The sequence below is a fragment of the Saccharopolyspora montiporae genome (genome assembly GCF_015209505.1).
In the GTDB taxonomy this organism is placed as follows: domain Bacteria; phylum Actinomycetota; class Actinomycetes; order Mycobacteriales; family Pseudonocardiaceae; genus Saccharopolyspora; species Saccharopolyspora montiporae.
Genome location: NZ_JADEYC010000005.1, coordinates 42,107 through 62,135, shown reverse-complemented (window position 1 = coordinate 62,135; position 20,029 = coordinate 42,107). Strand labels below are relative to the sequence as shown.

The 20,029-nt window shown below is 72.5% G+C and carries 17 protein-coding genes, 1 pseudogene and 1 riboswitch; of the genes and pseudogenes, 7 read left to right on the top strand and 11 right to left on the bottom strand.

Annotation, left to right across the window (positions count from 1 at the left end):
- Window positions 1–89: 89 nt before the first annotated feature.
- From IQ251_RS02680 to IQ251_RS19585, 6 genes and pseudogenes are all read right to left on the bottom strand, one after another.
- Complete coding sequence (locus IQ251_RS02680) at window positions 90–332, bottom strand: hypothetical protein (RefSeq protein WP_193926800.1); 243 nt, start codon at window positions 330–332, stop codon at window positions 90–92.
- 112 nt (window positions 333–444) lie between these two features.
- Window positions 445–1,221 carry an enoyl-CoA hydratase gene (locus tag IQ251_RS02675; protein WP_193926799.1) on the bottom strand — a complete coding sequence of 259 codons (777 nt, stop codon included), beginning with the start codon at window positions 1,219–1,221 and terminating at the stop codon, window positions 445–447.
- 77 nt (window positions 1,222–1,298) lie between these two features.
- Window positions 1,299–3,533 (bottom strand): heavy metal translocating P-type ATPase, encoded by a 2,235-nt coding sequence (locus IQ251_RS02670; protein ID WP_193926798.1) that lies wholly within the window; start codon window positions 3,531–3,533, stop codon window positions 1,299–1,301.
- A 36-nt stretch (window positions 3,534–3,569) separates the two neighbouring features.
- The gene (locus IQ251_RS02665; RefSeq protein ID WP_193926797.1) at window positions 3,570–3,773 is read right to left on the bottom strand and encodes a heavy-metal-associated domain-containing protein; all 204 of its coding nucleotides are present in this window, start codon (window positions 3,771–3,773) and stop codon (window positions 3,570–3,572) included.
- Between the two features lie 153 nt (window positions 3,774–3,926).
- A complete protein-coding gene (locus IQ251_RS02660) occupies window positions 3,927–4,385 on the bottom strand; it encodes a MarR family winged helix-turn-helix transcriptional regulator (protein WP_193926796.1) in 459 nt (152 codons plus the stop codon).
- Between the two features lie 37 nt (window positions 4,386–4,422).
- Window positions 4,423–4,788 (bottom strand): annotated as a pseudogene (locus tag IQ251_RS19585) (hypothetical protein); the annotation flags it as partial.
- A gap of 223 nt (window positions 4,789–5,011) precedes the next feature.
- Between IQ251_RS19585 and IQ251_RS02655 the strand changes: the two are divergent.
- The 3 genes from IQ251_RS02655 to cobM are packed head-to-tail and all read left to right on the top strand — an operon-like array spanning window position 5,012 to window position 7,352.
- Complete coding sequence (locus IQ251_RS02655; protein ID WP_193926795.1) at window positions 5,012–5,410, top strand: pyridoxamine 5'-phosphate oxidase family protein; 399 nt, start codon at window positions 5,012–5,014, stop codon at window positions 5,408–5,410.
- Window positions 5,410–6,612 (top strand): precorrin-6y C5,15-methyltransferase (decarboxylating) subunit CbiE, encoded by a 1,203-nt coding sequence (gene cbiE, locus IQ251_RS02650; protein WP_193926794.1) that lies wholly within the window; start codon window positions 5,410–5,412, stop codon window positions 6,610–6,612. The genes IQ251_RS02655 and cbiE overlap by 1 nt, the downstream gene beginning before the upstream one ends.
- A complete protein-coding gene (cobM, locus tag IQ251_RS02645) occupies window positions 6,609–7,352 on the top strand; it encodes a precorrin-4 C(11)-methyltransferase (protein ID WP_193926793.1) in 744 nt (247 codons plus the stop codon). The genes cbiE and cobM overlap by 4 nt, the downstream gene beginning before the upstream one ends.
- Here the strand turns inward: cobM and IQ251_RS02640 are convergent, their stop codons facing one another.
- Window positions 7,353–8,423, bottom strand: a complete 1,071-nt coding sequence (locus IQ251_RS02640) for a cobalt-precorrin-5B (C(1))-methyltransferase (protein WP_193926792.1) — start codon at window positions 8,421–8,423, stop codon at window positions 7,353–7,355. It lies immediately after the preceding gene.
- Window positions 8,424–8,446: 23 nt separating this feature from the next.
- Here IQ251_RS02640 and IQ251_RS02635 point away from each other — a divergent pair, with 23 nt between their 5' ends.
- Window positions 8,447–9,184 carry a cobalt-precorrin-6A reductase gene (locus IQ251_RS02635; protein ID WP_370591179.1) on the top strand — a complete coding sequence of 246 codons (738 nt, stop codon included), beginning with the start codon at window positions 8,447–8,449 and terminating at the stop codon, window positions 9,182–9,184.
- On the opposite strand, the gene IQ251_RS02630 is transcribed toward IQ251_RS02635, so the two are convergent.
- The 3 genes from IQ251_RS02630 to IQ251_RS02620 are packed head-to-tail and all read right to left on the bottom strand — an operon-like array spanning window position 9,172 to window position 12,580.
- Window positions 9,172–10,713: a precorrin-2 C(20)-methyltransferase gene (locus IQ251_RS02630; protein WP_193926790.1), complete on the bottom strand. Its 1,542-nt coding sequence runs from the start codon at window positions 10,711–10,713 to the stop codon at window positions 9,172–9,174. The genes IQ251_RS02635 and IQ251_RS02630 overlap by 13 nt on opposite strands.
- On the bottom strand, window positions 10,710–11,336 hold the full coding sequence (locus IQ251_RS02625; protein WP_193926789.1) for a precorrin-8X methylmutase: 627 nt from the start codon (window positions 11,334–11,336) through the stop codon (window positions 10,710–10,712). Before IQ251_RS02625 ends, IQ251_RS02630 begins: the two co-directional genes overlap by 4 nt.
- Window positions 11,333–12,580 (bottom strand): ferredoxin-like domain-containing protein, encoded by a 1,248-nt coding sequence (locus IQ251_RS02620; protein WP_193926788.1) that lies wholly within the window; start codon window positions 12,578–12,580, stop codon window positions 11,333–11,335. Before IQ251_RS02620 ends, IQ251_RS02625 begins: the two co-directional genes overlap by 4 nt.
- Window positions 12,581–12,613: 33 nt before the next feature.
- A riboswitch (cobalamin riboswitch) is annotated at window positions 12,614–12,793 on the top strand.
- A 123-nt stretch (window positions 12,794–12,916) separates the two neighbouring features.
- Here IQ251_RS02620 and cobN point away from each other — a divergent pair.
- On the top strand, window positions 12,917–16,534 hold the full coding sequence (cobN, locus tag IQ251_RS02615; protein ID WP_193926787.1) for a cobaltochelatase subunit CobN: 3,618 nt from the start codon (window positions 12,917–12,919) through the stop codon (window positions 16,532–16,534).
- A 151-nt stretch (window positions 16,535–16,685) separates the two neighbouring features.
- The gene (locus IQ251_RS02610) at window positions 16,686–17,354 is read left to right on the top strand and encodes a TetR/AcrR family transcriptional regulator (RefSeq protein WP_193926786.1); all 669 of its coding nucleotides are present in this window, start codon (window positions 16,686–16,688) and stop codon (window positions 17,352–17,354) included.
- A 33-nt stretch (window positions 17,355–17,387) separates the two neighbouring features.
- Here the strand turns inward: IQ251_RS02610 and IQ251_RS02605 are convergent, their stop codons facing one another.
- Window positions 17,388–18,428, bottom strand: coding sequence for a methyltransferase (locus IQ251_RS02605; RefSeq protein WP_193926785.1), 1,041 nt, complete (start codon window positions 18,426–18,428; stop codon window positions 17,388–17,390).
- Window positions 18,429–18,831: 403 nt separating this feature from the next.
- On the opposite strand from IQ251_RS02605, the gene IQ251_RS02600 reads away from it, so the two are divergent.
- A complete protein-coding gene (locus IQ251_RS02600) occupies window positions 18,832–19,857 on the top strand; it encodes an esterase/lipase family protein (protein ID WP_193926784.1) in 1,026 nt (341 codons plus the stop codon).
- The last annotated feature ends 172 nt before the right edge of the window (window positions 19,858–20,029 follow it).

The window sequence follows — 20,029 nt, the reverse complement described above, 5'->3', positions numbered from 1 at the left end:
ACCGACCCGATGGAACGTCCTCGCGTTCTCCCGCACGGTCTACCCGGGCTACGAGGCGAAGCCGGACGCCGCGTGACACCGGCGGTCCGTCACGTGGTGGCGGCCAGCGAGCGCAGCAGGCATCCCACGCACGGCGCGCCGGTGCGCGGGTCGGCGGGCTCCACCCGCTGCGGCTCGAACCGGCGCCCGCACCAGGACAGCAGGTCCGGCCCCGCGTGCGGGTACCGCTGGTGCAGCACGCGCGCGTGCACGGGCACGCCGGGATCGCCGACGCGGAAGTAGGCGGTTCCCTGCTGGTCCGGCACCAGCGCGCCATCGGTCTCCTGCGGCACCGTGCACCTCCTCGCGGCCGGGGGCCGCTGCGCGAATCGGTCCGGGCCATCCTGACCGCCCCGCCGTCGCACCGGCATTGACCGGAAAAGGTGATCTTGTCGTTTCCGCAGGTCAGCGAGTTCTCTTGCGCTGCAGGAACTCACCCATCCGCTGCTGGGGCTCCCCGGTGTCGAAGGCGTCGCCGAACGCCGCGACGCTGTGCTCGACCGCGCGGTCCACCGGTAGTTCCTCCCACGCGCGGAGCAGCTCCTTCTGCTTGCGCAGCGCGGCGGGCGGCAGGGCGGCCAGTCCGCCCGCGGTGCGCGCCACGGCGGTGTCCAGCTCCGCCTGCCCGACCACCTCGTCCACCAGGCCCCAGGCCAGGGCGGTGCCCGCGTCGACGCGGCGCCCGGTCAGCATCAGCGATGCGGCCCGCCCGGACCCGACCAGCCGCGGCAGCAGCGCGGCGTGGATCACCGATGGGATCCCGACCTGCACCTCCGGCATGCCGAACCGCGCCCCGTCGTCGCTGATCCGCAGATCGCACGCGGCGGCCAACTCCAGACCGGCGCCGAGGCACCAGCCGGAGATCCGCGCCACCACCGGAGCCGGGAACGAGCGCACCGCCTCGCACAGCGCCGCCAGCCCGCGGATGAAGACCTGCGCGGAATCCCGGTCCAACTCGGACATCTCGGCGATGTCGGCTCCGCCCACGAAAGCGTTCTCCGCGGCACCGCGGAGCACGAGAACGCGAACGCGGGAATCGCCGGAAAGAGCGGAAATCGCCGCGGTCACCTCTCGAATCGCCGCCGTACCAACGATGTTCAGCGAATTCGCGCCGCGCACCGTCACCGTCGCCACACCCGCATCGTCCACATCGGTCACCGCGTGCCGCTCCGCGTCGCCCATGGATCTCCATCCGCCGAGACATCGCTTCCGGCACGGATCCTCACCGACCCGACGCGAGCGGTCAACATCCCGGCGGATCAGCCGGTCCGGCGCCCCTTGCCGAACCGGCGCAACCGCAGGCTGTTGCTGACCACGAACACCGAGGAGAACGCCATCGCCGCCCCGGCGATCATCGGATTGAGCAGGCCGGCCGCCGCCAGCGGCAGCGCCGCCACGTTGTAGGCGAACGCCCAGAACAGGTTGCCTTTGATGGTGGACAGGGTGCGGCGGGACAGCCGGATCGCCTCGGCCGCGGAACGCAGGTCGCCCCGGACCAGGGTCAGGTCCCCGGCCTCGATGGCCACGTCCGTGCCGGTGCCCATCGCCAGCCCGAGGTCCGCCGCGGCCAGCGCCGCGGCGTCGTTGACCCCGTCGCCAACCATCGCCACGACCTTGCCGGAGCGCTGCAGCCCGGTGATCACGCCGACCTTGTCCGCGGGCAGCACCTCGGCGATGACCTCGCCGATGCCGACCTGCTCGGCCACCGAATCTGCCACCGCGCGGTTGTCACCGGTCAGCAGAACCGGGGTGAGCCCCAGTCCGCGCAGGTCACGCACCGCCTCGGCCGAGGACGGCTTGACCGCGTCGGCGACCTCCAGCAGCGCCATCGGCGCGTCGTCCCGAGCGAGCACGACCGCGGTCCGGCCGGCTGCTTCCGCGTCGCCGAGCGCCCGCTGCAGGTCGTCGGGCAGCGGCTGGTCCAGCAGCGCCGGCCGCCCGGCCAGCACGGCCCGTCCTTCGACCCGCCCGCGCACGCCCAGGCCCGGTTCCCCGGCGAAGTCCTCGACCGCGGGCAGCTCGCCGAGTTCCTCGCGCGCCGCGGCGCTGATCGCGCGCGCCACCGGGTGCTCCGAGGCGTCCTCCAGCGCTCCGGCGATGCGCAGCGCTTCGGCCCGGTCCACGTCCCCGGTGGTGCGCACCGCCTGCAGTTGCATCCGCCCGGTGGTGACCGTGCCCGTCTTGTCCAGCACCACGGTGTCGATGCGCCGGGTGGATTCGAGCACTTCGGGGCCCTTGATCAGGATGCCCAGCTGCGCGCCGCGGCCGGTGCCCACCAGCAGCGCGGTCGGCGTGGCCAGGCCGAGCGCGCAGGGGCAGGCGATGATCAGCACCGCCACCGCCGCGGTGAACGCGGCCGCCACTCCGCCGCCGGCGGCCAGCCAGACCAGCAGCGTGCCGGCGGCCAGCGCGATGACCAGCGGCACGAACACCGCCGAGATCCGGTCGGCCAGCCGCTGCACCGCGGCCTTGCCCGCCTGCGCCTCCTCGACGAGCCGAGCCATCTGCGCCAGCTGGGTGTCCGAGCCGATCTTCGTGGCGCGCACGAGCAGTCGTCCGCCCGCGTTGACCGTCGCCCCGATGACCGGATCGCCCGGCCCCACCTCCACCGGGACCGACTCGCCGGTGAGCATGCCGGCGTCGACGGCCGAGCTGCCCTCCTCGACGATGCCGTCCGTGGCGATCTTCTCGCCCGGCCGCACCGCGAACACGTCCCCGGGCGCGAGTTCGCCCACCGGAACGCGGATCTCACCGCCGTCCCGCAGCACGGCCACGTCCTTGGCGCCCAGCTCCAGCAGGGCGCGCAGCGCTGATCCGGCGCGGCGCTTGGCGCGGACTTCGAAGTAGCGCCCGGCCAGGAGGAACGCGGTGACCCCGGCGGCCACCTCCAGGTAGATGCTGCTCGCCCCGTCGGTGTGCCGGCCGGTGAGGTCGAAGGGGTGGGTCATCCCGAGCACGCCCGCCGTGCCGAACACCAGCGCGTACAGCGACCACGCCAGCGCGGCCAGAGTGCCCAGGGACACCAGCGTGTCCATGGTGGCCGTACCGTGCCGCAGGTTGGTCCACGCCGAGCGGTGGAACGGCCAGCCGCCCCACACCACGACGGGCAGCGCCAGCACGAGCGAGACCCACTGCCAGTAGGTGACCTGCCACGCGGGCACCATCGCCATGGCCACGACCGGCGCGGACAGCACGGCCGAGACGATCAGCCGCAGGCGCAGCGGGCCGTCGTCCTGCCCAGGGGCGGACTCGTCGTCCGGCTCGGGCAGGTCGGCCCCGTACCCGGCGGCCTCGACGGTCTGCACGAGGCGCTGCGGGTCCAGGTCCTGCGGGACGCTGATCCGCGCCTTCTCGGTGGCGTAGTTGACGCTGGCCGAGACCCCGTCCAGCTTGTTGAGCTTGCGCTCCACCCGCGCCGCGCAGGACGCGCAGGTCATACCGGTGATGTCCAGTTCCAGTTCGCGGTCGGAACCGGTCTCCGCGGTGGATGTCATGGTCGTCTCCCTCGTCGCCGCCGGAGAACGCCCCGGTCAGGCCAGGGCGTAGCCCGCTTCCTCGACCGCGCTGCGGACCGCGTCGGTGCTCAGCTGCTCGGCGCTGGTGACCTGCACGTTCCCGGTCCGCACATCGACGGCCACGTCAGAGACCCCCGGCAGCTCGCCGACCTCCTCGGACACCGAGCGAGCGCAGTGCTCGCAGGTCATACCGGTGACGGTGTAGGTGGCCTCGATCATCGGTCCCTCCCGGTTCGCGCTGTGTTCCCTGCCGCCGAAACTACCCCCAGGGGGTGTCCGCGCCACCTCGGATTTATACCCCCTAGGGGTACCAGGAGCAACCCCTCCCACCACGGTTCGCGGGATGTTCCGCACGAAGGCGCGACGCCCCGGCTAGTCCTGCCGGTGCCGGTCGCGCTCCTTCTCCTCCACGGTGCGGTTGAACTCGCCGACGAGATCGCGAAACTGGGCCAACCGCTCCGGGGACCACCCCTCGGTCACTTCCGCCAGCGCGGCGCAGACTCCCTCCCGGTCGTGCGCGAGCTCCTGCCTGCCCAGCTCGGTGGGGCGCAGCTTGCGCGCGGCACCCCCGCCGGGATCCGCGAAGCGCTCGATCAACCCTTGACGGACGAGCGGCGCCACTTGGCGGTTGATGGTCGACAGGTCCAGCCGGTATGCCTGCGCGAGCTCCTTGAGCGTCATCGGCCCCGCCACCTCCAGCCGGGACAGCACCAGGTAGCCCGACCGTTCGAGCCGCTGACCGGAGCGGTACGGACCGCTGGACAGGTAGTACCGGGCGAACAGGGTGAGCTCGCGCTCCAGATCGCCGAGCGTGGGATCTTCCCCGGGCACCGCATCTCCTCCCTGGAACGAGCGGGACGGCCCCCCATCATCTCCCGCCGGTCGAGGAGGCGTGCAGCACACCGGCGCCCCCGCCGGTCCGCCCGGTCAGCGGCTGCTGGAGAACCGCCCCGGCACAGCACGAGCGGAGGGTCGGCCGGTGCCCCGCTCGCGATGACCGCCGGTCAGCCGCGGCAGTCGTGGAGCTGGCTCGACTCGCCGCCACCCTCCTGCTCAGCATCGGCGCTGCCGCCGCAAGGACCCCCGCAGCGATGCCCAGATCGGCCATCCGCCGCCCCCAACCGGTTTCGCGGCCGATCAGGCACACGGCGACGAACACCGGCAGCACCATCCACGCCTGCAGCATCTCGGTGAGGAAGCCGCAGCCGATCAGCGCGGCCGAGGCCACCCACCACCGGGTCGCCCGCGCAGCGCGCCTCCGCCGACAACCACCGGGTCAGCGCGTAGGCCGCGGTTCCCCGAACACGTGCAGGCACCCGGGCAGGGAACGTTCCTCGTTGTGGACGGGGAGCAGCTCACGCCCACCGCGGCGCGAGAGGTCGCTCACCGGCCCCACCTCGCGGTACCGGGCCGCGACTACACTCCTCCGGTCGGATCGTGCGGGGAGGAGAGCGTCTGTGGTCGACGTCGCGAGCCGGGGCGAGGCGTTCGCCGAGTTCTGGTCCGAGCGGCGCGTGTGCACGTTGAGCACGGTGCGCCCGAACGGATCGCCGCACGTCACGCCGGTGGGGGCGACGTTGGACGCGGAGTCGGGCACCGTGCGGGTGATGTGCTCGCGCACGTCCCGCAAGGCGCGCAACGTGCTGGCCGCCGACCAGGGGGAAGCCCCGGTGTCGGTGTGCCAGGTGGACGGACGCCGGTGGTCGGCATTGGAAGGCCGCGCCACGGTCCGCACCGACGCCGAATCGATCGCGGAGGCCGAGCGCCGGTACGCGCAGCGCTACCGCACCCCGCGTCCGAACGCGCAGCGGGTCGTGCTCGAAATCCGGATCACCCGCGTGTTGGGCACGGTGTGATGGTCACGGTCGTCGGCATCGGCGCGGACGGCTGGCACGGGCTCTCCGAAGCGGCGCGGGAGGAACTGCGCACCGCCGAGGTGGTGCTGGGCAGCACCCGCCAGCTCGCCCAACTGCGGGACGTCGCGGCCGAGCGCGTGCCGTGGCCGTCACCGATGCTGCCTGCCCTGCAGTCGCTGCTCGACGAACACGCCGGACGCGCGGTGTGCGTGCTGGCCAGCGGCGATCCGATGTTCTTCGGAGTGGGCAGCACGCTGGTGCGCATGCTGGGCGCCGGGCAGGTGCGGGTGTTCCCGCAAGCCTCGTCCCTGTCGCTGGCGTGCGCGCGGATGGGCTGGGCGCTGGACCGCGTCGAGGTGGTGAGCCTGGTGGGGCGCCCGGTCGAGCAGCTGCACCCGGCGCTGCAGCCGGACCAGCGGGTCCTCGTGCTCAGCGCCGACGGCAGCACTCCCGCGGCGATCGCGGAGCTGCTGACGGCCCGCGGCTACCCGGACAGCAGGATGACCGTGCTGGAGCGGTTGGGCGCGACCGAGGAACGCGAGCGCACCGGAAAGGCCCGCGAATGGGCCGGTTCCGCCGCGGACGCGCTGAACATCGTGGCGATCGAGGTGCGGGCGGACGAGCAGGCGCCGCTGCTGCCGCGCACCCCCGGCCTACCGGACGAGGCCTTCGAGCACGACGGCCAGCTCACCAAGCGCGAAGTCCGCGCGATCACCCTCGCCCACCTCGCGCCGGTGCCCGGGCAACTGCTGTGGGACGTCGGTTCGGGCGCGGCGAGCGTGGCCATCGAATGGATGCGCGCGCATCCGTCCTGCCGGGCGGTCGCGTTCGAGCAGCGCGCGGACCGCGCGGACCGCTCGCAGCGCAACGCCGGCGCGTTGGGCGTCCCCGCGCTGGAAGTGGTGCGCGGCAGCGCCCCGGAAGCGCTGCAGGAGCGGCCGGAGCACCCGGCCGCGGTTTTCGTCGGCGGCGGCGTGACCCGGCCGGGGGTGCTCGACGCCTGCTGGGACGCGCTGGCCCCCGGCGGCCGGCTCGTCGCCAATGCCGTGACGGTCGAAGCGGAGGCGGTGCTGGCCCAGTGGCAGGGCCGGCTCGGCGGCGACCTGGTGCGCACCCAGATCTCCCGCGGGTCGCCGGTGGGCTCGTTCACCGGGTGGCGCGCGATGATGCCAGTGACGACGTGGAAGGTGACCAAGCCATGACCGTGCACTTCATCGGGGCGGGCCCCGGTGCCGCCGACCTCATCACGGTGCGGGGCCGCGAGCTCATCGAGCGGTCCCCGGTGTGCCTGTACGCGGGGGCGCTGGTGCCGCCGGAGATGCTGGACAACTGCCCGCCCGGGGCCCGCCGGATCGACACGGCGAAGATGACGCTCGACGAGATCCTCGACGAGCTGGTCGCGGCGCACCGCGACGGGCGGGACGTCGCGCGGTTGCACTCCGGGGATCCCTCGGTGATGAGCGCGATGGCCGAGCAGATGCGCCGGCTGGACGAGCTCGGCGTGCCTTACGACGTCGTCCCCGGAGTACCGGCCTTCGCGGCGGCGGCGGCTTCGCTGAACCGGGAACTCACGGTCCCGGGCGTGGGCCAGACGGTGATCCTCACCCGCACGGCCGCACGGGCCACGCCGATGCCGGAGGGCGAGGACCTGGCCACGCTCGGCCGGTCGGGGTCGACGATGGTCCTGCACCTGTCCACGCAACGGGTCGACGAGCTGGTCGAGGAGCTGACGCCGAACTACGGCGCCGACTGCCCGGTGGCCGTGGTCGCCCGGGCCAGTCGCGCGGACGAGGTGGTGCTGCGCGGAACGCTGGGCGACATCGCCGAGCAGGTGCACGCCGCCGGGATCAAGCGCACCGCGGTGTTCGTGGTCGGCGAGGTGCTCACCGCGACGCAGTTCCCGGACAGCGCCCTGTATTCGCCGCAGCGGCAGCGGGACTGATCAGTGGGCGCGGCCGACGATCGTGCCGCCGCGGTCGATGACGACGACGTCCACGGCGACCGCTGCGTCGCGCAGGACTTCCCCGGCGGTGCGCCGGGACTGCTCGGCGATGACATCACCCAGCGGCACGTCCCGGTCCCGGCAGTGCCCGAGCGCTTCCAGCGCGGTGTTGGAGCCGCCGACCAGTTCGGCGAGCTCGTCGCCGGCTCCGGCCCGGCGAGCCATGTCCGCCAGCGCGCTGAAATCGACCTGGCTGCGCCCGGAGTGCAGGTCGAGGTGACCGGTGGCGAGCTTGGCCAGCTTGCCGATGCCACCGCCGATCGTCAGCCGTGGAACCGGGTGCTGCCGCAGGTATTTGAGCACCGCGCCCGCGAAATCGCCCATGTCCAGCAGCGCGTCCTCGGCCAGCCCGTGCAGCTCGGTGACCACGCGCTCGGAGGTGCTGCCGGTGCAGCCCGCGACGTGCCGGTGCCCGATGGAGCGGGCGACGTCGACACCGCGGCGGATACTGGCGATCCACGCCGAGCAGGAGTACGGCACCACGACGCCGGTAGTGCCCAGGATGGACAGTCCCCCGACGATGCCCAGCCGCGGATTCCAGGTCTGGCGGGCGATTTCGGCGCCGTTCTCCACGGAGACCTCGACGACGACGTCAGCGGTGCCGCCGTGCTCAGCGGCGACCTCGGCGACCACGCCGGTCATGAGCTCGCGCGGGACCGGGTTGATCGCGGGTTCGCCGACCGGCAGCGGCAACCCGGGTTTGCTGATCGTGCCCACGCCGGGGCCCGCGCGGAACGTCACGCCCGAACCCGGTTCTCCCGCGGACACCGTGACGCTGATCAGCGCACCGTGCGTGACGTCGGGATCATCGCCTGCATCCTTGACCACGGCGGCGGTGGCCCGGTCGGCGCGCAGCTCCTCGTGCGCCAGGGCGAAGGCGGGTTCGTGCCCCTTGGGCAGCGTGATGGACACCGGATCCGGGAAGTCGCCGGTGAGCAGGGCGGTGCAGGCGGCTTTGGTGGCCGCCGTGGCGCACGCCCCGGTGGTCCAGCCGTAGCGCAGCTCGCTCATCGCGGATCCCGGGACGCGCCGTGATCTCGGTGCTGGTGCTGGGCGGAACCGGCGAGGCGCGCGAACTCGCGGGACTGCTGGCGGCTCATCCGCGGTTCGAAGCCGTGTCCTCGCTGGCCGGGCGAGTCAGCGAGGTCCGGGTGCCGGACGGCGAGGTGCGCATCGGCGGCTTCGGCGGTCCGGCGGGGCTGGCGCGCTGGATGCGCGAACGCGGCACCGACGTGCTCGTGGACGCCACGCACCCGTTCGCGCAGCGCATGAGTACCTCGGCGGCCGAGGCGGCTCGGATGACCGGCGTGCCGCTGCTGATGTTGCGCCGCCCCGGCTGGCGTGCGGGCCCCGGCGACGACTGGCGCCGGGTGCCCTCGATGCCCGCAGCGGTCGAAGCGCTGCGCGGCCTCGGCCCGCGGGTGTTCCTCACCACGGGACGCCAGGACGCGTCGGCGTTCGCCGAACTGGACGATCATCGATTCCTTCTGCGCTGCGTCGATCCTCCGGAACCACCGCTGCCCCGGCACCTGCGGGTGCTGCTCGACCGCGGGCCCTTCACCGTCGACGGCGAGCTGGAGCTGCTGCGCGGCCACGATATCGACGTGCTGGTGACCAAGGACAGCGGCGGGGAGATGACCGCGGCGAAGCTGCGCGCAGCCCGCCACCTCGGGATACCGGTGGTCGTGGTGTCCCGGCCCGAGCCGCCCGAGGGCCCGGTCGTGCGGACACCTCGGGCGGCGGTCGCGTGGCTGGAGAATCACTCCGGGTAGCGGCGCGGGGTGTACACGGCGGTGTCCTCGCCGCGCTGCACCACCCGGGTGGTCGAGGAACCGATGATGAGCAGGCAGCGCATGTCCACCTGCTCCGGATCGAGGTCGGCCAGCCGCGCGGTGCTGATCCGCTCGTCGGGACGTCCGACGTCGCGCGCGATGATCACCGGGGTGTCCGGGGAGCGGTGCTCGAGCAGCAGATCGCGGGCCGCTTCGACCTGCCAGCGGCGGCTACGCGAGGCCGGGTTGTAGACGGCGATGGCCAGATCGGCGGCCGCGGCGGCGGTCAGGCGCTGCGCGATCGCCTCCCAGGGCTTGAGCCGGTCGGACAGCGACAGCACGCAGTAGTCGTGCCCGAGCGGCGCACCGGCGCGGCTGGCCGCGGCATGGGCTGCGCTGAGGCCCGGCAGCACCCGCACCGGAACGTCCGCGTACTGCGGATCGCTCGCGATCTCCAGCACGGCGGTGGCCATCCCGAACACCCCCGGGTCGCCGGAGGACACGACAGCGACCCGCGAACCGGCCCGGGCCAACTGCAGCGCGTGCTCGGCGCGCTGGGACTCCACCTGGTTGTCCGAGGCGTGCCGGACCTGCCGCGGGTTGTGCGGGACGCGGTCCAGGTAGGGGCCGTAGCCCACCAGTTCGTCCGCGGTGGCCAACGCGTCCTGCACCTCTGGGGTCTGCCACGGCCGACCGGCCGGGCCGAGGCCGACGACGACCACCTCGCCGCCCCGCACCGCGATGTGCCCCGCGCCGTCCTCGGCGGCGGGTTCCGGAGTGGGCAGCGAGACCTTGCTGGGCAGCAGCGCCAGCGAGAAGTACGGCACCGTGCTCGGGTCGACATCACCGAGCGGCTGGATGCGTTCGCGGTCGGTGGTGGCCCGTTCGACGTACCACGCCTCGTCGAGGCGCCCGACCGATTCCAGCGCGTCCCGCACGTGCCCGAAGGTGCGGCCCAGTTTGAGCACCGCGGCGGAGTCCGTCTGGGCCAGCCGTCGGGCCAGCTCCTCCTGCGGCAGCGTTCCCGGCAACATGGTCAGCGTCTCGTCCCGTTCGACCAGCGGGCGCCCGAGCATCGCCGAGGCAGCGCTCACCGAGGTCACCGCGGGCACGACCTCGGTCGGGTAGCGGTGCGCCAGGCGTTTGTGCATGTGCATGTAGGAGCCGTAGAACAGCGGATCACCCTCGGCGAGCACCACCACGTCCCGCCCCGCGTCCAGGTGCTTGGCCAGCCGCTCGGCGGACTCGGCGTAGAACTCGTCGATCGCGCCCTGGTAGCCACCGGGGTGGTCGGTGGTCTCGGTGGTCACCGGGTAGATCAGCGGCTCCTCGACCTGCTCCCCGGAGAGGTAGCCGGACGCCAGGGCGTAGGCGACGCTGCGACCGTGCCGCGCGCTGTGGTACGCGATCACGTCTGCCTCGCCGAGGATGCGGGCGGCCTTGACGGTCATCAGCTCCGGATCACCCGGCCCGAGGCCCACACCCCGCAACCGGCCGACGGGGCGTTCGCTGCTTGCCTGGTTGCTCATTCTTCCTCACTCGCAATCGCGTTGATCGCCGCCGCCGTGAGCGCGCTGCCGCCGCGACGACCGTGCACGACCAGGTGTTCCACACCGTGCGGGCTGTCCACCAAAGCCTGCTTGGACTCGACCGCACCGATGAACCCGACCGGGATGCCCAGCACCGCCGCCGGACGACCGGCCCCTTCGGCGATCAGCTCCAGCAGCCGGTACAGCGCGGTGGGGGCGTTGCCGATCGCGACGACCGCCCCGTCGAGGTGGGCGCGCCAGTGCTCCATGGCCGCTGCGCTGCGCGTGGTGCCCAGCTGCGCGGCCAGGCCGGCGACATCGGGCTCGTCCAGGGTGCACAGCACGCGGTTGTCGGCGGGCAGCCTGCGCCGGGTCACGCCCGCGGCGACCATCTTCGCGTCGCACAGGATCGGGGCGCCGCGGTCGAGGGCGCCGCGGGCGGCCGCGACCACGCCCGGCGAGTAGCCGAGGTCCTCGACGAGGTCGACCATCCCGCAGGAGTGGATCATCCGGACCGCGACCCGACCGAGGTCGCCGGGGAGCCCGGACAGGTCGGCCTCCGCCCGGATCGTGGCGAAGGACTGGCGGTAGATCTCCGCTCCGTCCCGGACGTACTCGTTCACTCTTCCCTCCGCAAAGCCGCGATCGCGGCCGTCGTACCCGTCCCGTCGGCGACGGTGCGGGCGTCCTCGTTGCCGGTACCCCTGCTCACCTCGTAGCCGTGCTCGCCGGCGACGACGTCGACCACCTCCCCGCGCGGCCTGCCGCAGCGGCGCGCGCAGCCGGAGAAGTGCACCGCTGCGCCGGCGGGCAGCAGGGGCAGCGCGCGGCGCGCGTCACCGCGCACGTCCGTCAAGGATTTCGCGCAGCCGGGACGTCCCGCGCAGGCCGTGACCCCGTTCCACGGGGAGGCCGCGTCGACGACCATGCCCGCACCGTCCAACCAGGACTGTGCTGCGTCCGGATCGGCGACCTGCGGCAGCACGACGCCGCGCCACGGGGTGAGCCGGACCGAACCCGACATGGCACCCGCGACCGCCGCCAGCTGCTCGCCGGTGAGCCGGCCGAACGGCGCCGCGGCGGACAGCGTCGCACACCCCCGGCCGTCCGGGAGGACCCCGATCGGACCGCGCTGACGGGGCGGCGGGACCGGCACGGGCTCGCCGAGCTCGGCCGGAACCGCGGCCCGCAGGAGCCGCGTGATCTCGGACACCGCGCCCGGCAGTTCGGCGATCCGCCACGCAGCGGAACCCGCGTCGGCTTGCACCACCTGGAACGCGCGCGCAGCACCCAGCAACGCCTCCACCGCCGACGCGACCGGCACGCGCAGCCCGCTGTCGACCCCGCCCAGCAGCAGCGCGACCGAGTCGGCCGAAACCGGCAGGGCCGTCACGTCCCCGCCCAGCCCGGCCACGTCACCGCGGCCGTCGTCGAGCACGAACAGGAACCGCCCGGACAGCCCGGCCAGCCCGGGATCGGCGCACAGGGCGCGGTCCACCGCGCGCACCTGGTCGGCGACGTCGAGCACGCTGCCCGCATCACAACCGCTCAGCGGCGAAGCGATGATGTTGCGCACCTTCTCGTGCTCGCCCGAGGGAAGCAGGCCGACGTCGGACAACCGGACCGCGAGCTCCGGGAGAGCGTCCTCGTCCAGGCCGCGCAGCTGGACGTTGCCCCGCGACGTGAGGTCCAGGAATCCGGCCCCGAATTCGACGGCGACCTGCGACAACACCTGGAACTGCCGCGCATCGAGCAGCCCGCCGGGCACCCGGATCCGCACCAGGCCGCCGTCCGCAGCGGGATGCGGCCGCAGCACGCCCGGGCAGGCGTCCCCGCGTCGGCGGGCGCGGTCAGCGGAGGAGGACATGCGTGCGCATCGTAGTTGCCGGGTTTTTGTTTCAGCTCGAACTGTCGGTAGGGTCACCACGAACGGAGGCAGGGGGAGGAAGCCGGTTCGAGTCCGGCGCGGTCCCGCCACTGTCACCGGGTACACCCTCCGCGCCGGGCCGTGACCACCGCGTCACCGGCAGCTCGCGGAACCGCCCGGCAGCCAGACACTCGCCCTGCCGCTCCCACGGACCACACCGGGGCGAGGACCCCGAGAGAGGTTGCCTCTGATGCGATCCGCCGCGGCGGCGCTCGTCATGACCCGCCATCGACCGTCCCTGCCGAGCTCGACGACCCGGGCGGGGAGGCGGTCCGCATGATCCTCCTGCTCTCCACTTCGGACACCGACCTGCTCAGCGCCCGTTCCAGCGGCGTCGACTACCGCCTCGCCAACCCCGCCCGGGTCAACGCGGGCGAGGAACTCGACGAGCTGCTCGCGGGCACCGACCTCGTGGTCGTGCGCATCCTCGGCGGGCGCCGGGCCTGGGAAGAAGGCCTCGACCAGCTGCTGGCCGGACCGCGGCCCGTCGTGGTCCTGGGCGGCGAGCAGCAGCCCGATGCCGAACTCATGCAGCACTCCACGGTTCCCGGCGGCGTCTGCGCCGAGGCGCACGCCTACCTGGCGCACGGCGGTCCGGACAACCTGGCGCAGCTGCACAACTTCCTCAGCGACACGCTGCTGCTGACCGGCCACGGTTTCGCCGCACCGGCACCGGCACCGGAATGGGGCCGGCTGCAGCGCGAACGTCGCCGCGAGGAGGGTCCCGTCGTGGCGGTGCTCTACTACCGCGCGCACCACATGGCGGGCAACACGCACTTCGTGGACACCCTGTGCTCGGCCATCGAAGACGCGGGCGGCGTGCCCGATCCGCTGTTCTCCGGCTCGCTGCGCAGCCCCTCCCCCGACCTGCTGGAAGCGCTGGAAGGCGCCGACGCGCTGGTGGTGACCATGCTCGCCGCGGGCGGTTCGCGCCCGGCGAGCGCTGCGGCCGGCGGTGACGACGAGGCCTGGGACATCGGCAAGCTCGCCGAGCTGGACGTGCCGATCCTGCAGGGCCTGTGCCTGACCAGCAGCCGCGAGCAGTGGCTGGACAACGACGACGGCCTGTCCCCGATGGACGCCGCCACGCAGATCGCGGTCCCGGAGTTCGACGGCCGGCTGATCACCGTGCCGTTCTCGTTCAAGGAGAACGACTCCGAAGGCCTGCCGGTCTACGTGCCGGACGCCGAGCGCGCGGCCCGGGTGGCCGGAATCGCGGTGAGCCACGCCCGCCTCGGGCACACCCCGGTCGAGCAGCGGCGGCTGGTGCTGATGCTGTCCGCGTACCCCACCAAGCACTCCCGGGTCGGCAACGCGGTCGGCCTGGACACCCCGGCCAGCGCGGTGCGGCTGCTGCAGCGGCTGCGCGAGCAGGGCTACGACGTCGGCCCCGAGCAGGGCGAGGACGCGCTGCCGGGCGTGGCCGAGCAGGACGGCGACGCGCTCATCCACGCGCTGATCGCCGCCGGCGGTCAGGATCCCGAGTGGCTCACCGAGGAGCAGCTGTCCGGCAACCCGGTCCGCGTGCCCGCCAGCCGCTACCGCGAGTGGTTCGCGACGCTGCCGCAGGAGCTGCGCGAGTCCGTCGAGCAGCACTGGGGCCCGCCTCCCGGCGAGCAGTTCGTCGACTACACGCACAGCTCCGAGGGCGAGATCGTGCTCGCCGGGCTGCGCGCCGGCAACGTCATGCTCATGGTGCAGCCGCCGCGCGGGTTCGGCGAGAACCCGATCGCGATCTACCACGATCCGGACCTGCCGCCGAGCCACCACTACCTGGCCGCCTACCGCTGGCTGGCCGAGGACTTCGGCGCGCACGCGATGGTGCACCTGGGCAAGCACGGGAACCTGGAGTGGCTGCCCGGCAAGGGAGCCGGGATGTCGGCCTCGTGCGCCCCGGACGCGGCGCTGGGCGACCTCCCGCTGATCTACCCGTTCCTGGTCAACGACCCGGGCGAGGGCACGCAGGCCAAGCGGCGGGTGCACGCCACGCTCGTCGACCACCTGGTGCCGCCGATGGCCCGTGCCGAGAGCTACGGCGACATCGCGCGCTTGGAGCAGCTGCTCGACGAGCACGCCAACATCGCCGCGATGGACCCGGCCAAGCTCCCGGCCAGCCGCAGCCAGATCTGGACGCTCATCCAGGCCGCCCAGCTCGACCACGACCTCGGTCTGGACGAGCGCCCGCACGACGCGGAGTTCGACGACTTCCTGCTGGAGGTCGACGGTTGGCTCTGCGAGGTCAAGGACGCCCAGATCCGCGACGGGCTGCACGTGTTCGGCGACCCGCCGACCGGTGAGGCCCGGGTGAACCTGGTGCTGGCGATGCTGCGCGCACGCCAGATGTGGGGCGGGCGCCAGGACGCCCTCCCCGGGCTGCGCGAGGCGCTGGGCCTGGCCGAGGACGGCTCGGCGACGCGGGAGAACACCGACGACACCGAAGCCAAGGCGCACGCGCTGGTCGAGGCCATGGAGCAGCGCGGCTGGAGCGCCGAGGCGGCCGGGGAGGTCTGCGCCGAGCTGCTGGACACCGGGGCCGACCCGGAACCGGTCCGGCAGGTGCTGGAGTTCGCCGCGCGGGAGGTCGTCCCGCGGCTGGAGTCCACCACGGACGAGATCACCGCGACGCTGCACGCGCTCGACGGCGGCTTCGTTCCCGCCGGACCGAGCGGGTCCCCGCTGCGCGGGCTGATCAACGTGCTGCCGACCGGCCGGAACTTCTACGCGGTCGACCCGAAGGCCGTGCCGAGCCGGCTGGCCTGGGAGACCGGGTGGGCGATGGCCGACTCGCTGCTGGAGCGCTACCGCGGCGACAACGGCGAGTGGCCCGCTTCGGTGGGCCTGTCGGTGTGGGGCACCTCGGCCATGCGCACCGCGGGCGACGACATCGCCGAGGTGCTCGCGCTGCTGGGCGTGCGCCCCACCTGGGACGAGCAGTCCCGGCGGGTCAACGGTCTGGAGCCGATCTCGCTGGAGGAGCTGGGCCGTCCACGCGTGGACGTGACGGTGCGCATCAGCGGGTTCTTCCGGGACGCGTTCCCGCACGTCGTCGAGATGCTCGACGACGCGGTGCGCATGGTCGCCGCGCTGGACGAGCCGCACGACCAGAACTTCGTGCGCGCGCACACCACCGACGACGTCCAGCGGCACGGCGATGACCGGCGCGCCACCATGCGCATCTTCGGTTCGAAGCCGGGTACCTACGGCGCCGGCGTCCTTCCGCTCATCGACAGCCAGGACTGGCGCGGCGATGCCGATCTCGCCGAGGTCTACACGGTCTGGGGCGGCTACGCCTACGGCCGCGAGATGGACGGCGCCCCGGCCCGGGAGGACATGGAGAACTCCTTCCGGCGGATCGCGGTGGCCGCGAAGAACACGGACACCCGCGAGCACGACATCGCCGACTCCGACGACTACTTCCAGTACCACGGCGGGATGGTCGCCACAGTCCGGGCGCTGACCGGGAAGTCCCCGGAGGCCTACATCGGGGACAGCACCCGACCGGACTCGGTGCGCACGCGGACCCTGCATGAGGAGACCTCCCGGGTCTTCCGCGCACGGGTGGTCAATCCGCGGTGGCTGTCCGCGATGCGCCGGCACGGCTACAAGGGCGCTTTCGAGCTCGCGGCCACTGTGGACTACTTGTTCGGCTACGACGCCACGACCGGGGTCGTGGCCGACTGGATGTACGAGAAGATCGCGGAGAGCTACGTGCTCGACCCGGAGAACCAGGAGTTCCTGTCCGAGTCGAACCCGTGGGCGCTGCACGGGATCACCGCGCGACTGCTGGAGGCCGCCGGGCGCGAGCTCTGGCAGGAGCCGGACCCGGAGACGATGCAGAAGCTGCAGGAGGTCTACCTGCAGGCCGAGGGCGATCTGGAAGACGGCGGCAAGTAGCGCGAACGCCGTGCGGGGCGGTCGAACCCGCTCCGCACGGCGTCTCGCGGGAACGCCCGCCCAGCGGCACCGCCGCGGCCCCGCTGGGCGGGCGTTCCCGGCCCGCGCTGCGCGGCTTCGGCACCGCGGCGGTGTTGCTAGCATTCCCCGCATGAGCGGTGGTCACGCGGAACGCGGCGCCGGGCGGCCGCTGCGCCGGGACGCCGAGCGCAACCGCCGGCGGATCCTCACCGCGGCGCGCGAGGTGTTCGCCGCGCGGGGGCTCGGCGCCACCCTCGACGACGTCGCGCAGCGCGCGGGTCTCGGGGTCGGCACGGTCTATCGGCGCTTCTCGGACAAGGCGTCCCTGGTGGATGCGTTGTTCCACGACCGGATCGACGATCTCGTCGCGCTGGCCGAGACCGCACTGTCCGAACCGGACTCGTGGCGGGGTTTCACCACGTTCATGGAACGTTCCAGCGAGCTGCTGACCGACGACATCGGTTTGCGCGATGTCGTGCTGGGTAGCACCGCCGGCGGCAAGAGCGTCGCCAACGCGCGGGAACGGCTCGACCCGGTCCTGCTGCGGTTGCTGCGCCGGGCGCAGGACGACGGGCACCTGCGCCCGGACGTGCGACCGGTGGACGTGTTGATGCTCAACCTGATGATCGGTTCGGTGGTGGACTACACCGACCACGTCCGCTCGGGGGCTTGGCGCCGCTACCTGGCCGTACTCATCGACGGCCTTCGCGCGGGCGCGCGAACGAGCCCGCTACCGGATGCGCTCGCGGATGCCGACGTCGAGGCGGCCATGCGGACCTGGAGCACGAAACGCCCCTGACCCGCACGGCCCTGCTGTCCGCGGGTGCGCTGTTCAGCGCACCGCGGCCTCGACGATGCTGAACTGCGAGGAAGTCGGGAAGACGCCCACGTGTTCGAGACCGGCCCGCTCGAACAGCGCCGCGTACTCGGCCTCGGTGCGCTCGGCGGCACCGAACGTCGCGAACATCATCATGTCGAACATCGCCTCCAGCACGGAGACCTGCCCGTTCTCCGGTAGCACCAGTTCGACGACGAGCACTCGCGCACCCGGTTTCGCGTCGCGCGCGATGGCGCGGAGCATCTGCGCGCAGCTCTCGTCGTCCCAGTTGTGCAGGATCGTGCGCAACACGTAGACATCCGCGCCCGTCGGCACCGCCATCCGGGCGTCACCTTCCACGATCTCGCAGCGGTCGGCGAGCGCACCGGATCGCAGCTCCAAGTCCACATCGGACAGAGCGTGCTCGATATCGAAAAGCCGTCCGTGCAGGTGCGGATTGGCCTGCAAGAGGTCGCGCAGCAGCGTGCCCTGCCCCCCGCCGACATCGACCAGATCGGTCGACGAACTCAAGTCCAGCGCCTCGACCACGGCACCGTTGGTCGAACCGATGTTGTTCGTCATCGCCGCGTTGAACGATTCGGCCAGCGCGGGGTCGTCCTGGTTGATGTAGTCGTAGAACGGCTTGCCCGCGGCCTTGCCGAAGGCGGACTCCCCGGACCGCAGCGCGGCGGGCAGCTGCTCCCACATCCGCGCCACCTGTTCGTTGCGGACGAATGCGTTCATCATGCTGTCCGTCGCGGACGTGGAACGCAGCGCTGCGGAACCCGGTGTGTGCGCGAAGGTGTCACTCGCCCCGGCCTGGAAGATGCCGATGGCCGACAGCATCCGCAGCAACCGGCGGACCGCCGCGGGATCGGCCCCCGCCCGCTCGGCGATCTCGGCGACCGTGCTACCCGACTCGGCGACCTGGTCCGGCAGGCCCAGCTCCACCGCGGCGTGCACGAAGTACTGGGAGTTCAGGTGGATCAGCGCCGAGGCCGCTTCGGGCCCCAGGATCCCGTCCGCTTCGGACGTCGCGCCAGCAGTGTCGGTCATGTAACGCGTCCTTTCCGATTCCCGCACCGATGTGCCCTGCCCCGCAGGTGGATGCTCCACCGAGCAGAAATCTGGAGTAGGTACCTCCGCTTCAGGCCGCACGGTAACAAACCGGAGGAGGCATCTCCAGAACGCATCCGGGAACACCTCGGAACACCGCTCCTGGAACTGCGGGAGCGCCCGCTGTCCCGTTGCCCGGACGATCGCCGCAGCACCGCCCGCGACGAGCGCACCGCGCCGGAAACGGTCTCGGTGTTTCCGCCGCTGCGGGCGCTCGCGTCACCCTGGTGAGTGTGCGGCGCCGACCTCATGTCGCGCGGGCCGCGCGTGTCCGGATTACCGTTTCCGAGAGCAGCGCCTTCGGCGGCGCCAGAGGGGCGCGGGGAAACGGGGGAACGGCAGCATGGACGGTCAGAAAACCACGGTCTGGTCCAGAGCAGTGGTTTTCGCGACGACCGTGCTGCTGGCGCTGGGCGGCGCGCCCGCATCGGCCCAGGCCACCTCGAACGACGAGCGCAGCGGGGTGACCGAGGACGATCCGCAACCGCCCGATTCGCGCACGAACAACACTGTCTACTTCGTGCACGGGTACGAGCCGTCCGGCGGCCTAGACTGCGCCGAGTACTGGGAGAACGCGCTGGAGGTGTTCAACACCACCGGCTGGCACGGTCAGCTCCGAACCGTGGGGTTCTACACCGACGACGTGAACTGCGATGTGGCGGTCGAGCGGGACGATCACGTCGCCACCGACGTTCGGATCACCCGGATCGCCGCCAACTTCGCGAACTTCGTCTACCAGAACCACACGAAGAAGGGGAAACCCGTCGATGTCGTCGCGCACTCCATGGGCGGGATCATCGCTCGGGTCGCGCTGCTGGGCTCCGCGAAGGGCTGGCCCGGATTCCCGCAGGGGAACATACGCGTGGGAAACGTCGTGACGCTGGGCACCCCGCACGGCGGTCTGCACTGCGATTTCACGCCGGAATGCGCGGACGATCAGCTCCGGGAGCAGTCGCCGGGCTCGGACCTCATCGAGATCCTGCACGCCCCGCAGAACCAGTTAGACCAGGACTGGTCGCGGGGTACCGACTGGCATCTCATCGGATCCGACGAGGACAGCATCGTCGACGGGGATTCCGGGACCTACGAGGGCTTTTACGCCGACGAGAAGTACCGCTACCTCAGCGGCGGGTCCGAACCCATGACGCACGAAGCGGTGCACACCGCGACCGAGGGCGAGTTCCGGCTGCGGTACTGGGACCCGCACACCGATGCGGTGCGCGTGCACGACAAGGCACCGACCCCGTTGGCACTGGCCTACCGCGCGGTGTCCCGGACGACGGCACCCCCGGACGCCTGGTCCTCCTTCGTCGCGCTGTTGAACCCGCTCGCCCAGAAGCCGCGGATCACCGAGGGCCAGGTCGGCTGACGGGTACCGGGCGAGTGGCGAAGCCGGGCGGGTACTGCCGCCCCGGGGCGCGGCCTGCGCCGAACCAGCCGATCAGGACCAGCTGCGCACGTCGTTGGCGCGGTGCGCCCCGCCGGCCCGGGTCGGCGACCGACCATCGACGAGCGGCCCCCGACGCGCTCCGCGGCCCGCT